We start from the raw sequence: 12,340 nt of genomic DNA, 5'->3' as shown, positions 1-12,340 counted from the left end.
AACAACATCGACCTCCCCGGCGTCTTCCTCGCCATCACCCTGATCCTCGTCGTCGGCATCGCCATCGACCTCCTCCTCTTCAGCCCCCTCGAACGATGGGTCCTGCGCAACCGCGGCCTACTGATCAAGAACTGATCAAGCCGCCGACCGCACCGCCCGGCGGTAACCGGTCGGGTGCCCTGCGGCATCACCCGCGGGGCACCCGCCCTCCCTGACCGCACACCGACGGAGCCACCATGCTTTCCTGCTGCGCCCCCGGACACGGTGATGCCACCACCGTCGCGCTCTCCCTTGCACCGCGGCCACCTGTTGCCGTCGCCCCGCGGGCCGCCCGCCGGCTGATCGATCTACCGGGCGGGCGCTTCCTCATGGGCACCGACGACCCGGACTCCTTCCCGGCCGACGGCGAAGGGCCGGTACGCGAGGTCGCCGTCGACCCGTTCCGCATCGCGCCCACGACGGTGACCAACGCCCAGTTCGCCACCTTCGTCAAAGCCACCGGCCACGTCACCGAAGCCGAACACTTCGGCTTCTCCTTCGTCTTCGGCGGCTTCCTGACCGAGGACGTCACCGCCGCGTCTGCGCCCGTGGCGGCCGTCCCCTGGTGGCGGGCCGTCCCGGGCGCCGACTGGCGGCACCCCGAGGGCGCCGGCTCGTCCGTCACCGCGCGCCAGAACCACCCCGTCATCCACGTCTCCTGGAACGATGCCCAGGCGTATTGCGCCTGGTCCGGCACGCGCCTGCCCACCGAGGCCGAATGGGAGTACGCGGCCCGCGGCGGGCTCGAGCAGCGGCGCTACCCGTGGGGCGACGACCTCACCCCCGGCGGCCGGCACATGTGCAACATCTGGCAGGGCGACTTCCCCACCCGCAACACCGCGGAGGACGGCTACGTGGGCACGGCACCGGCGAAGTCCTTCCGCCCCAACGGCTTCGGGCTCTACAACGCCGTCGGCAACGTATGGGAATGGTGCGCCGACTGGTTCGCCCCCGGAACCAGTCGCGTGATGCGCGGCGGCTCCTACCTCTGCCACGACTCGTACTGCAACCGCTACCGCGTCGCGGCCCGCAGCTCCAACACGCCCGACAGCTCCACCGGCAACATCGGCTTCCGCGTGGCCGCGGACAGCGGCAAGACCGCAGGGCCGACACGGCAGTCCTGACAGCGGCATCTACACAGTCGGTGAGGAGCCGGAGCCGGTCATGAGTCTGTGTGTGACCGGTCCGCGGGTGGCACAGCCAGCCGGCGGTGCTTGATGTTGACGGCCGAAGCCTTGGCCAGTGCCACGGGGTTCAAGAAGCGCAGCGGGCCGATCAGGCGCTGTGCGAACAGATGCATGTGCCGCGCCACCGACTCATCGCGCGCCGCCGCCGAGAACACCAGCCGTTCCATGGGGTTGAACGGGCGGGCCTTGGCGAAGTCGACGGCCATGGACTGGTGCCCTCGCAGCCGGCGCCGGTGTCTGCGTGCGTACGCCACCAGCGACTTGTCGAGGTCGCCCCGGCCGGATGCGGCCGGGGCGACCGCCTCGGCCAGCCATTGCGCGGACTGCAGCGCCCATCCGCACCCCACTCCCCACAGGGGGTCGCCGGTCAGGGCGGCGTCGCCGATGAGCGCGACGCCCGGTGCGGTCGGCTTGCGGGTGTGCAGCGGGTAGTTGACGGTGCCGATGATCTTCGTGATGCGTTCGGCGGAGTCGATGGGCGGCGCCTCGGGCAGGGCGCGGACGAACTCGAAGAAGCTGCCCTCCAGGTCCTCCCGGAAGGGCGGCAGCCGCTTCTTGTCCGGGAGCACCGCGAGGACCGTGACCCCGTCGTCGTTGGGAAACGCGTACGCCATGTCGGGTTCGAGGAACCACGTCTGGCCGATCCCGCCGTGCAGCGGAAGGTTGCGGAAGTGGGCGAGATACCCGAACCGCGTGTTCTCGTACTGCCGGGCAGGCATCCCGGCGAACTTCGCCACGGCCGAGTCCTTGCCATCGGCGCCGACGACCAGGCGGGCCCGGATCTCGCGCTCGCCCTGCGGTGTCGAGGCGCGCACCCCCACGGTTCGCCCGGCTGCCTCAACGAGCCCGGTCACGTGGTGGCCGAGGAGCAGATCGACGCCGGCGGTCTGCGCCGCACGGGACCTGATCAACGGGTCGAGGGTGCTGCGCCGGACGTTGTACGCGTACGGCAGCTCGGGGCCGTCCGGCGCGGCCCTCGGCTCGATCCATCCCCAACGGGTGTACCAGCGGGCCTCGTTGCGGACGGCTCCCGCCTTCTCCAGCGCGGGGACGAGACCGAGTTCGTCCAGCACCGGGTAGGCGTTGGCCGTGATGGAGTGGGTGCACAGCGCCTTGTACGCCTCGGGGTCCGAGCGGCGTTCCAGCAGTGCGACGCGGACACCGCGTCGGGCCAGCAGGATCGCCGCGGCGCTGCCGGCGAGGCCGGCTCCGCTGATGACGACGTCGTAGTCGCATCCCGCGCTCTCAAGCTTGGTCATGCGCCGATCGCTCCCTTCGGTGGTGTGGTGCCGTTCATGGGAGTGGTGCGGTGCGGTGCGGGTGCCCATACTGTCAGGCACATGACCAATGGGGCACAGTGCGGCGCGTGGTGCGCGACGCTGGTCGAACATCGTCGGTCAGTGCCGTAGGGTGGGGTTCACCGACGCGGGGTGGAGCAGCTCGGTAGCTCGCTGGGCTCATAACCCAGAGGTCGCAGGTTCAAATCCTGTCCCCGCTACTGCTCAGAAGGGCCCGGATCCTCAAAGGATCCGGGCCCTTCTGCCGTGCGGGTCCTGCGCGCCCGGCTGTACGACCGGGGCGCGATGGAGGTGTCCCGCCTTCCGGCGTACGCCTACCGGGCGCCCGCCGACGCCCCGGCCAGCGAGGGGGATCCGCTCGTGACCGGCGACGCTGCGCCCGAGGGGTCGAGCTGGGCCTCCATGTCGTCGAGGGCGCTGCGAACCGCCGCGATCCGCAGGCGGAGCTCGTCCGCCCCTTCCGCCCCCTGCGACGCCACCCGCTCCCTGCGCCCTGCGGGCGGCCGGGCCGCGGCCTGCGCGGCCCGCTTCTCTTCCTGCTCCATCTCACGCGCCTCCTCCAGGGCGTTGAGGACGACACCGATCAGCACGTTGACCAGGACGAAGGAGGCGAGGAGCACGTACGAGGCGTAGTAGATGATGCTGAACGGGGAGACGGCCAGTCCGGCATGAACGGCATCGCCCAGGCCCTCCAGCGTCATCAGCAGGAACAGGGTCAGCCCGGCCCGGCCGAGAGAGCCGTAGTGCGCCGGGTCGTGGCCGGCGAAGCAGATCCAACCGATCATCGCGTACACGTAGAGGATCAGGGCGCCCACGAACAGGAAGCTGACCGTTCCGGGCAGGCTGCGGCCGACGGCGACCAGTAGGACCCGCAGCTGCGGCATGAACTGCGCGGTGCGCAGTACCCGCGCCAGGCGCAGCAGCCGCAGCAGCGTGGTGTTCTCCCGCAGGAACGGAACGAAGGCCGAGGAGACCACCAGCAGATCGAACACGTTCCACGGATCGCGGAAGAAAGCTTTCGGCCGGTCGGCGTGCGCGGCCAGGCGGATCAGCATCTCCAGGCTGAACGCCACGACGCAGAACCGCTCGGCGGAGTGGAGGAGAACTCCGTACTCCACGGACAGTCCGCTGTACGTCTCCACGCCCAGCAGCACGGCGTTCAGGAGGATCACCGAGATGACGCCTAACGCGAACACGGGTGCCTCGCACACGTCGCGGCAGCGCGCGGCAAGCCTCTCGCGACCGGTGGACGTCCGAATGAGGTCTGACATCATGCTCCCTCGCCTGTGACCGGCACCCGGTCACGGGCTGTGTCGCGCCCCGGCGGATCCGAGGCTTTGATCAAGCTCCAGGTCGTGTAACGCCGCACGGGCGAATTCGAATCGCTCCGGCCCGACACATCGCCCGATCGGGGAACGTCGGCGCCCGGTCACGGGTGCCGAATGCGGTGCGCTACCACCCCTGGCGCACGGGGTGGCGGAGCAGATAGACGGCCGCGGTCGAAACCAGGGCGGTCATACAGGCGAGGAACACCAGTCCGGCGCCCTCCAGGCCGATGGGGCCGGTCAGTACGCCCACGCCGATCACCGGTACCGAGATGCCCGCGTACGCCACCACGAACAGCATCGAGATGACCGCCGCGCGCTGGTCGGCCGGGGAGGCCCCGGCCACCGCGGAGAGCGCCCCGCGGAAGGCCAGGCCCTGCCCGCTGCCGCCGACGAGCGCGCTGAGGACCAGCAGCGCCAGCTGGTCCCAGTACAGGGCGCCCGCGAGCAGCATCAGCCCGGCGAGGAGTGTCACGCAGCCCAGCGGCAGGGACCGGCCGACCCCGATGCGGCCGACGGCCAGCTGTCCGGCGGTCGACGCGAAGAACGCCAACGCGACGATCAGCCCGCTCACGGCCCGGTTGTGCACGCCCAGGGACTCGACGAGGAACGCCGGGCTGACCGACGTGAAGACTCCGAACAGCGCGAACCCCACGAACGAGGCGGTTGCGGCGGGCACGAACACCTGCCGCACCGACGCGGGCAGAGCGGGCCGCTGCGGCCGTACCGCCGCGAGCGGCTGCCGCTCCCGTACCGTCTCGGGGAGTCGAAGCAGGACGGCGGCCGAGCCGGCCACGAGGACGAGGTGGACGGCGAACGGCAGGTACAGCGGCCAGGGAGCGTACTGGGAGAGCACGCCGGCGAGCAGGGGGCCGCAGCCGAGCCCGCCCATGTTGGCAGCCGTCGCCACGAACGTGGCGCGGGAGGAGCCGTCCCGCGGCGCCAGTTCGATGACGTAGGCCGTGGCGGCCCCGGTGAACAGGCCTGCGGACAGGCCCGACAGCAGCCGGCCCGCGTACAGCCAACCCAGCCCGGTGGCACACAGGAAGCAGACGGCGCTCGCCGCCGCGAGTCCGAGGCCCGTCAGCAGAACGGGCCGCCTGCCCACGACGTCAGAGGCGTTGCCCGCCAGCAGCAGGACCCCCATGACGCCGAAGGCGTACACGGCGTACACGACCGTCACCTGCAGCTCGGAGAATCCGAACTTTTCCTGGTAGAGGCCGTAGAGGGGGGTGGGCAGAGTGGTGCCGGCCATGCACACGGCGAACACCGCCCCACCGAGGTAGCACTGGCGCCATCGCCTGCGATCACCGTCCATTGCGCCGACGGTAACGGCGCCCGGCATCCTGGACGGCGCGGCATGCCGAGGTCAGCGCATCTCGGACGGCGCGTCCGGTCCGCACACGGTCTCGCAGCGCTCAGGCCCGGAGCCTGGCCGCCGCCAGGGCGTCCTTGACCTCCCTCGCCACGCGGGCCGCGTCCTCGGGGTTGTTCACCACATCCGTGTGGCTCATGTCGACGACGAGGACCTCGCTGGCCGAGTAGTGCTTGTGTACCCAGTCGTCGTAGCCGGACCACAGCGTCCGGTAGTACTCGACGAGGCTCTCGTCCTGCTCGAAATCGCGGCCGCGCAGCCCGATGCGATGCAGCACCGTTTCGAAGTCCGCCTTGAGGTAGACCATGAGATCGGGTGCCTTGCGGTACGGCAGGCCATCGATCTCGCGCATCATCTCGTTGAGCAGCCCCTCGTACACCCCCATCTCGAGGGAGCTGATCCGGCCCAGGTCATGATTGACCTTGGCGAAGTACCAGTCCTCGTAGATGGAACGGTCCAGGACGTTGTCGCCCTGCTTGTACGCCTCCTTGATCGAGGCGAACCGCGTCTGCAGGAAGTAGAGCTGGAGGAGGAAGGGGTAGCGCTTCGCCTGGATCTCTTCGGGGCTCGCCGTGTAGAAGAGCGGAAGGATCGGATTGTCTGCCACGCTCTCGTAGAAGACTTCGCTGCCCAGCTCCTTGGCGAGCAGTTCGGCCACGCTCGTCTTGCCGATTCCGATCATGCCTCCGACGCAGATCACTGCCATACCTCACTTCTCCCTGGGGGTCATCTGTTCGCGTTCGGGTGGGCCGGGCGCCCCACACCACTGGGACGCGTGTCGGCGGTCACTCGATTCCCCAAGATCTTCATGATCAGCGCCGTCCGGTCCCCTTCCGGACTGACCGTTCGGCAGTGGCCGCGTGCAGCGACGAGCCACCGCCCCGCGGCCGCCTTGAAGCATAAATGACGCTTCGCCACACGCCCGCCAGAGCGCCGCCGCGCCCCACCTCGCCCCGCTCTCCGGCGGCGGCGTAGAGGCCCTGATCAGAGGTGCTGGAGGATGGTGGAGGTGAACTCGGCGGTGGAGGCGCAACCGCCGAGGTCGCGGGTGCGGACCGGGGTGGTGGCCAGGACGCGGGCGATGGCGTCGGTGATGTCGGCCGCGGCCGCGGGGTGGCCGAGGTGGTCGAGCATCATGGCGGCGGACCAGATCGCGCCGATCGGATTGGCGATGCCCTGTCCGGCGATGTCGGGGGCTGATCCGTGGACCGGCTCGAACATGGACGGGTACTCGCCCTGCGGGTTGAGGTTGGCGGACGGAGCGATGCCGATGCCGCCGGCCACCGCCGCCGCCAGGTCGCTGAGGATGTCCCCGAAGAGGTTGGACGCGACGACGACGTCGAAGCGTGCGGGGTCGAGGACGAACTTGGCGGCCAGCGCGTCGATGTGCTCCTGGTTCCACTCGACGGTGGGGTGCTCGGCGGAACGCTCGGCCACCAGCTCGTCCCAGAACGGCATGGTGTGCACGATCCCGTTGGACTTCGTCGCCGACGTGAGGGGACCGCCGCGCCGTTCGGCGAGGGCGAAGGCGAAGTCGAGGAGCCGCGTCACTCCCGCCCGCGTGAACACCGCTTGCTGCACGGCCATTTCATCGGGACACCCGCGGTTCATCCGACCGCCGATCTCGCTGTACTCGCCTTCGGTGTTCTCCCGGACGACCACGAAGTCCACCTCGCCGGGCACGGCCGTGCGGACGGGGCTGGGGAGACCGTCGAACACGCGGATGGGGCGGAGGTTGACGTACTGGCTGAAGGCCCTGCGGATCGGGATGAGCAGCCCCCACAGGGAGACGTGGTCCGGCACACCCGGGTAACCGACGGCGCCGAGAAGGATCGCGTCATGCCGGCGGAGCTGCTCCAGTCCGTCCTCGGGCATCATCGATCCGTGGCGGAGGTAGCGCTCGCAGGACCAGTCGTACCGCTCGTACGTGAACGTGATGCCGTGGCGCGTCCCGACGGTGTCGAGGACCTCGCGCGCCGCCGGGAGGACTTCGGTGCCGATGCCGTCACCGGGGATGAGGGCGATGCTGTGGTTCGTCATGGCTCGCATTCCAGCAATCACGGGTCGTCCGGGTCCAACACGTATCCCCGATGTGTCTCATAGGCCGGCCCTATCAGCCGGTGGACCGGCGATCTCCAGGAAGGCACCGGCAGCCGGCGTCAGCCGCCCCTTGCGGCTCACCAGGACGTTGTGCTGGACGCAGGCCGGTTCCAGGTCGAGGACGAGGGCTCCGGCCCGCTCGGACAGGTCGGCCCAGGATTCGGTCACGACCGCCAGTCCGACACCCCCGAGCACCAGGGGCAGGAAGGCCATGCGGTGTTCGGTCTCCACTGCGATGCGGACGTCGATGCCCTGTGCTTTCAGGTCGTCGACGTAGGCACGGATCCCGGTCCCCCGCTGCCCCACGATCAGCCGATGCCCTCCGAGTTGCTCGGCCCGCACCGCCCGCCCGGGCGGAAAGGGGCCGTCCTTCGGGGTGACCAGGACGAGTCTGTCGTCTCCGACATCGTGCGGGACGACATCGCGACTCGACAGCGGCGACGAGGTGATCAGCAGTCCGAGTTCGCAGCCTCCGTTGCGCACCATCTCGATCACGGCCTCACGGGTGAGGGCTACGCGCAGGCTGAGCGACACCTCGGGAAAGCGCCGGGTGAAGCGCTGGACCATGGTGCTGAGTGGTTCGATGGTGGGTGAGGCCATCGCGGCGATCTCCAGGCGCCCACCGCGCAGTTCGTGGACGGAGCCGACGCTGGCCCTGGCCAGCTCCAGCGCGTGCAGGGCTTCCCGGGCCCGTGGAACCAGTGCGGCACCGGCCTCGGTCAGGACCACCCTCCTGCCGATCCTGTGGAACAGGCGGCCGTCCACGTCGCGTTCCAGGGTCTGGATGGCCTGTGACAGGGACGGCTGCGACACGTAGAGCGCCGCGGCCGCCCGGTTGAAGCCACCGTGGTCCACGATGGCGAGGAAGTACGTCAGCTGCCGGAAGTCCACGGTTCAGAGTAGGCGCCCACCGGATGAGACCCTCCACATCAACCGGGGATCGAATTATATTGACGATCGCCAGCAGGGCGCAATATTTTAGGTGGCCCAAGACCCTCGACCCCGGTCTGGCCTCGGCCCCGGTCTGGAAGGACGCACTGGATGGGTTTCGCTCAGGACCGCACCGCGCCCATCGTGAACACTCGCTCGGGCCCGATCCGCGGCGTCGTCGAAGACGACCTGGCCGTGTTCAAGGGCGTGCCGTACGCGGCGCCGCCCGTCGGACCCCTCCGGTGGCGCCCCGCGCAGCCGCATCAAGGATGGAGCGCCACCCTCGACGCGACCAAGCACGGCCCCGGTTCGCCACAGGCCGTCCGCGAGGGCGACCCGGTCCTGGGCGGCCACGGGCTCCCGCCCTTCGACGAGGACTGTCTGACGCTCAACGTCTGGACGCCCGGCGCCGACGACGCGCGCCGACCCGTCCTGGTCTGGATCCACGGTGGCGCCTTCATCTCCGGGTCCGGGGCGATGCCCAACTACTCCGGCGAGACCTTCGCGCGGAACGGCGACCTCGTGGTGGTGAACCTCAACTACCGGCTCGGACCGCTCGGCCTGCTGTCCTTGGCATCGGACAGCAGCGCCGAGTGCGCGAACGTCTGGCTCACGGACCAACTCGCCGCACTGCGCTGGGTCCAGGACAACATCGCCGCCTTCGGCGGGGATCCCGGCAACGTCACCGTCGCCGGCCAGTCCGCCGGCGCGCTTTCCACCGCGGCGCTCGCGGCCCACGCGGGAGACGGCCGGCTCTTCCACCGGGCCATCCTGCAGAGCGTCCCGCTCGCCATGCCCCTCGCCACTCCTGCCGAGTCCCTGGCCCGCACCGCCGCCTATCTGGAGATGGCCGGCGCGAAGGACGAGGACGAACTGCGCAGGATGCCGTGGCCGCGACTGGTCGAGGCCACAGCCGGGCTGCTCGCGGCAACCATGGAATGGGGACACTGGACCGCGCCGTTCATGCCGGTGCTCGACGGTGGGACGGCGGCGCGGCAACCCGCGCTGAACCTGCTCGACGGTCCGGGCTCGGACATCGACGTCCTCATCGGCTGGACCAGGGAAGAGTCCGCCTTCACCTTCGCTCTGGGCGGGACGTACGCGTCGGCGACCAAGGAACAGGTGCTCCGCCGGGCACGCGACAGCTTCGGAGACGGCGCGGCCGAAGCGTACGCGGCGTACGAGGCTGCCCGCCCGGGCGCACGGCCGATCGACGTGCTCATCGACCTGAGCACCGACGAGCTGTTCAGGAAGCCCACCCTGGCGTTCGCGGAAGCGCGGGCGGTACGGGGCCGCCCGGTCTGGGCGTACGAGTTCGGTTTCCCCACCCCCGCGCACGACGGCCGCCTGGGCGCGCCGCACTGCCTGGACCTGCCGTTCGTCTTCGACAATTTCGACAAGTGGTCGCACGCGCCGTTCCTGGCGGGAATGGACACCAGAATCAGGGACGGCCTCGCCAGGACCATGCATGGGGCGTGGATCGCGTTCATACGCACCGGCGACCCCAACCACCCGGCCATGCCGCGCTGGGACCGGTACGACCTGCAGTCCCGCACCACCATGTGCTTCGACACCCTCACCACGGCCGTTTCGCATCGCCGTGGGGGGCCGGACCGCTCCGGATGATCAGGTGGTGGGCGCCGGCGCCCAGCGCGGCCCCGAGGGCGGGTGCCACGAGGTAGATCCACAGGCCGGCGGTGGCTCCGGACATCAGCAGGGGGCCGAACTGGCGGGCCGGGTTGGCGGCGCCGCCGCTGAGGGGGCCCAGAACGGCAATGATCGCGCAGATGAGAAGCGCGAGGGCCGAGGGGAACCATCGTTCCTGGGCCGGGTGTACGAGGAAGAAGCCGATCATCAGGGTGACAAGGACCAGGCAGCCGCCCTCGGCCGCGAAGACGGCCCAGGCGCTCCACGAGGGCGCCGCGGCCGCCGCGCCGTAGCCGACCCGCGCGACCGCCGGCCCCCAGGTCAGTCGGGCCAGAGCCGTCCCGGCGACCGACCCGCCCAGCTGCGCGACGACGTACGCCGCCACGCCGCGGCCGGGGAAGGCCCTCAGCAGCCACAGCGCGAGCGTGACCGCGGGGTTCATGTGCGCACCGGAGCGCCGCCCCCACGGGGAGCGGAGCAGCCCGAAGACGAGCGCCCCGGCCAGCGCACCCACGACGAGGAGGGCTAGGTGGAGGCTGCCAAGGGCGAGGGGGGAGGCCGGATCGAGTACCCAGCGGATGATCGTGACCACGGTGAACATCAGCGTCGCGGTCAGGGCGAACTCGTACAGGGGGTAACCGGGGCGTTCGGGCTCGGTCGGCACGGGCGCCGGGGCCGCACCCGTGCGTGTTCCGGGTTCCCCGGCCGGGGCGGCCGCGGGTCCGGACATCTCGCCTCCGCTCATGGGCACTCCTTCCGATCGGGCGACCGCGGCGCTCGGGTGCGTGCACGGTGCGCCCGTCGAGGAAGCGTGCGGCACTCCCGGGCCGGGATGCGCGCGTACACGCCGACGAGCAGGTGGTGCGAGTTCAAGGGCGGGGACCGGCGGGCCGATGGCAATGCCCTGGAAACGCGTCCCGTTCCCCTACCTCCGCACCCTGCTCACCACACCCCCGGCCCCCACCGCGCTCGGGCCCGTGCCGTGACCGAGACGGCCCCGGGCCGCAGCGCGTGGCTGCGGCCCGGGGCCGTTACGGAAGGGTGCCCACGGCGGCCGTCTCAGGCCGTGGCATTTGCCTCAGCCCCGCCGGGCTCGGGGGTTTCGGCCGGGGCCGGGGCCGGGGACTCGGCGCCGGGCCGGGGGATGCGGTGCAGCCCGCGGCGGTCGTAGAAGCGGGTGACGGCGAAGCCGAAGACCAGCGCGGCGACGAGGGCGATACCCATCGAGGCCCAGGCCCGGCTCAGGCCCGCGTCGGCCTGGGCGCCGTAGTAGAGGATGGCGCGCATGCCCTCGGTGATCTGGCGCAGCGGCTCGAAGTCGGCGAGGGCCCGGAAGAACCCGGGCAGCGCCTGGAGCGGCACGGTCGCGCCGGAGGAGGGGACGGCCATCGCGACGAAGACGATGGTGGCCAGCAGCATGCCGGGGGTACCGAAAGCTGCGAACAGGGCCAGGCTGCCGATGCCGACGACGGCGACGGTGGCGACGGAGTAGAGCCACAGCAGGCCGAGGTAGGAGGCGTCCATGTCGAGGATCTTGACGGTGGCGACCTCGACCAGGGTGCCCATCACGAGCGATATGCCGAGCATGAGCGCCATGCCGACGGCCAGGGTGCGGACGCGGCTGGTGTGCTGGACGGGCTCGCGCTTGCGGACCGGGCCGTAGTCGGTGTGCAGGTAGCCGAGGGCCGTGTCGACCTGGGAGTTGACCAGGTTGGCGCCGAGCATGCCGCAGACGACGAGGACCAGCGCGTAGTAGAAGGCGCTCAGACCCATGGCGCTGCGGGAGCCGACGGGGTGGCCGTCGGCGACGGTGACGGTCACGGGGTCGGCCAGCTTGAGCTGGGCGGCCGCCGGGAGCGGGGTCTTCTGGGCTGCGGCCTGCTTGAGGAGCTCCTGGCCGAGCTGGGCGGACGCGGCGTGGGCGGCCTTCTGGGCGGCCTGGGAGGCCATGGAGGAGCCGATGCTGCCGGCCGACTGGTTGGTCAGCACGGTCAGGGTGGGCGGGGCGGCCTTGCCCTGCGGCGCGGGCTGCGGGGCACCGAGCGCGGTCACCGTGGCACTGAAGTCCTGGGGTATGACGAGGGCGCCGAAGACCTTGCCCCGGCCCAGCCGCTTGTCGGCCTCCTCGCGGCTGACGACCTGCCACTCGATGCTCTTGTCGCCCTTGGCGGCCTTCTGTACGCCCGCGACGATCTGCTCGCCCAGGTTGACGTGGCGGCCGCCCGCGTCGGCGCCGCTGTCCGTGTTGACCAGGGCCACGGGCAGGTCGCGCAGGTTGCCCTTGGGGTTGACGTTGCCGCCGACGTAAAGCAGGGCGAACAACATCGAGACGACTGCGGCGATGAGTCCCGTTCCGATCCACAGCCGGGGTCGGCGGAGCACGGAGGGGTGTGTGGACTGGGGCATCGATTCTCCGGTGCGGCGGCGTTTCCTAGCTGG

At 70.7% G+C, this 12,340-nt stretch carries 10 protein-coding genes, 1 tRNA gene and 1 pseudogene; 4 read left to right on the top strand and 8 right to left on the bottom strand.

The features are described from left to right. Both ACIQU4_RS41765 and ACIQU4_RS41760 read left to right on the top strand, forming a co-directional pair. A pseudogene (locus ACIQU4_RS41765) lies at window positions 1-135 on the top strand (ABC transporter permease); the annotation flags it as partial. 101 nt (window positions 136-236) lie between these two features. Next, window positions 237-1,163: a formylglycine-generating enzyme family protein gene (locus ACIQU4_RS41760; RefSeq protein ID WP_403743011.1), complete on the top strand. Its 927-nt coding sequence runs from the start codon at window positions 237-239 to the stop codon at window positions 1,161-1,163. A gap of 38 nt (window positions 1,164-1,201) precedes the next feature. Here ACIQU4_RS41760 and ACIQU4_RS41755 read toward each other — a convergent pair whose 3' ends face one another. Then, the gene (locus ACIQU4_RS41755) at window positions 1,202-2,485 is read right to left on the bottom strand and encodes an NAD(P)/FAD-dependent oxidoreductase (protein WP_403743008.1); all 1,284 of its coding nucleotides are present in this window, start codon (window positions 2,483-2,485) and stop codon (window positions 1,202-1,204) included. 165 nt (window positions 2,486-2,650) lie between these two features. Here ACIQU4_RS41755 and ACIQU4_RS41750 point away from each other — a divergent pair. Further along, window positions 2,651-2,724, top strand: a tRNA-Met gene (locus tag ACIQU4_RS41750). A gap of 114 nt (window positions 2,725-2,838) precedes the next feature. Here ACIQU4_RS41750 and ACIQU4_RS41745 read toward each other — a convergent pair. The 5 genes from ACIQU4_RS41745 to ACIQU4_RS41725 all read right to left on the bottom strand — a co-directional run bounded on the left by ACIQU4_RS41745 (window position 2,839) and on the right by ACIQU4_RS41725 (window position 8,215). Further along, window positions 2,839-3,795, bottom strand: a complete 957-nt coding sequence (locus ACIQU4_RS41745) for an ion transporter (protein WP_403743005.1) — start codon at window positions 3,793-3,795, stop codon at window positions 2,839-2,841. A 181-nt stretch (window positions 3,796-3,976) separates the two neighbouring features. Further along, the gene (locus ACIQU4_RS41740; protein WP_403743002.1) at window positions 3,977-5,167 is read right to left on the bottom strand and encodes an MFS transporter; all 1,191 of its coding nucleotides are present in this window, start codon (window positions 5,165-5,167) and stop codon (window positions 3,977-3,979) included. A gap of 100 nt (window positions 5,168-5,267) precedes the next feature. Further along, on the bottom strand, window positions 5,268-5,930 hold the full coding sequence (locus ACIQU4_RS41735) for a deoxynucleoside kinase (protein ID WP_403742999.1): 663 nt from the start codon (window positions 5,928-5,930) through the stop codon (window positions 5,268-5,270). A gap of 278 nt (window positions 5,931-6,208) precedes the next feature. After that, entirely contained in the window at window positions 6,209-7,264 is a 1,056-nt protein-coding gene (locus ACIQU4_RS41730; protein WP_403742997.1) for a tartrate dehydrogenase, read from the bottom strand. 57 nt (window positions 7,265-7,321) lie between these two features. Next, a complete protein-coding gene (locus ACIQU4_RS41725; RefSeq protein ID WP_403742995.1) occupies window positions 7,322-8,215 on the bottom strand; it encodes a LysR family transcriptional regulator in 894 nt (297 codons plus the stop codon). 150 nt (window positions 8,216-8,365) lie between these two features. On the opposite strand from ACIQU4_RS41725, the gene ACIQU4_RS41720 reads away from it, so the two are divergent. After that, window positions 8,366-9,880, top strand: a complete 1,515-nt coding sequence (locus ACIQU4_RS41720; protein WP_403742992.1) for a carboxylesterase/lipase family protein — start codon at window positions 8,366-8,368, stop codon at window positions 9,878-9,880. On the opposite strand, the gene ACIQU4_RS41715 is transcribed toward ACIQU4_RS41720, so the two are convergent. Continuing rightward, window positions 9,831-10,646: an aquaporin gene (locus ACIQU4_RS41715; RefSeq protein WP_403742989.1), complete on the bottom strand. Its 816-nt coding sequence runs from the start codon at window positions 10,644-10,646 to the stop codon at window positions 9,831-9,833. The genes ACIQU4_RS41720 and ACIQU4_RS41715 overlap by 50 nt on opposite strands. 314 nt (window positions 10,647-10,960) lie before the next feature. After that, window positions 10,961-12,307, bottom strand: a complete 1,347-nt coding sequence (locus tag ACIQU4_RS41710; RefSeq protein WP_403742987.1) for a YhgE/Pip domain-containing protein — start codon at window positions 12,305-12,307, stop codon at window positions 10,961-10,963. Window positions 12,308-12,340: the final 33 nt, after the last annotated feature.

Source organism: Streptomyces sp. NPDC090741, assembly GCF_044769045.1.
Taxonomy (GTDB): Bacteria; Actinomycetota; Actinomycetes; order Streptomycetales; family Streptomycetaceae; genus Streptomyces.
Note: the sequence above shows the minus strand (reverse complement) of the source record. Positions and strands in the feature narration are given on the sequence as shown.

Coding starts and splice junctions, on each gene's coding strand:
- ACIQU4_RS41760 (WP_403743011.1), top strand. CDS start 237: ATGCTTTCCTGCTGCGCCCCCGGACACGGTGATGCCACCACCGTCGCG.
- ACIQU4_RS41755 (WP_403743008.1), bottom strand. CDS start 2,485: ATGACCAAGCTTGAGAGCGCGGGATGCGACTACGACGTCGTCATCAGC.
- ACIQU4_RS41745 (WP_403743005.1), bottom strand. CDS start 3,795: ATGTCAGACCTCATTCGGACGTCCACCGGTCGCGAGAGGCTTGCCGCG.
- ACIQU4_RS41740 (WP_403743002.1), bottom strand. CDS start 5,167: ATGGACGGTGATCGCAGGCGATGGCGCCAGTGCTACCTCGGTGGGGCG.
- ACIQU4_RS41735 (WP_403742999.1), bottom strand. CDS start 5,930: ATGGCAGTGATCTGCGTCGGAGGCATGATCGGAATCGGCAAGACGAGC.
- ACIQU4_RS41730 (WP_403742997.1), bottom strand. CDS start 7,264: ATGACGAACCACAGCATCGCCCTCATCCCCGGTGACGGCATCGGCACC.
- ACIQU4_RS41720 (WP_403742992.1), top strand. CDS start 8,366: ATGGGTTTCGCTCAGGACCGCACCGCGCCCATCGTGAACACTCGCTCG.
- ACIQU4_RS41715 (WP_403742989.1), bottom strand. CDS start 10,646: ATGAGCGGAGGCGAGATGTCCGGACCCGCGGCCGCCCCGGCCGGGGAA.
- ACIQU4_RS41710 (WP_403742987.1), bottom strand. CDS start 12,307: ATGCCCCAGTCCACACACCCCTCCGTGCTCCGCCGACCCCGGCTGTGG.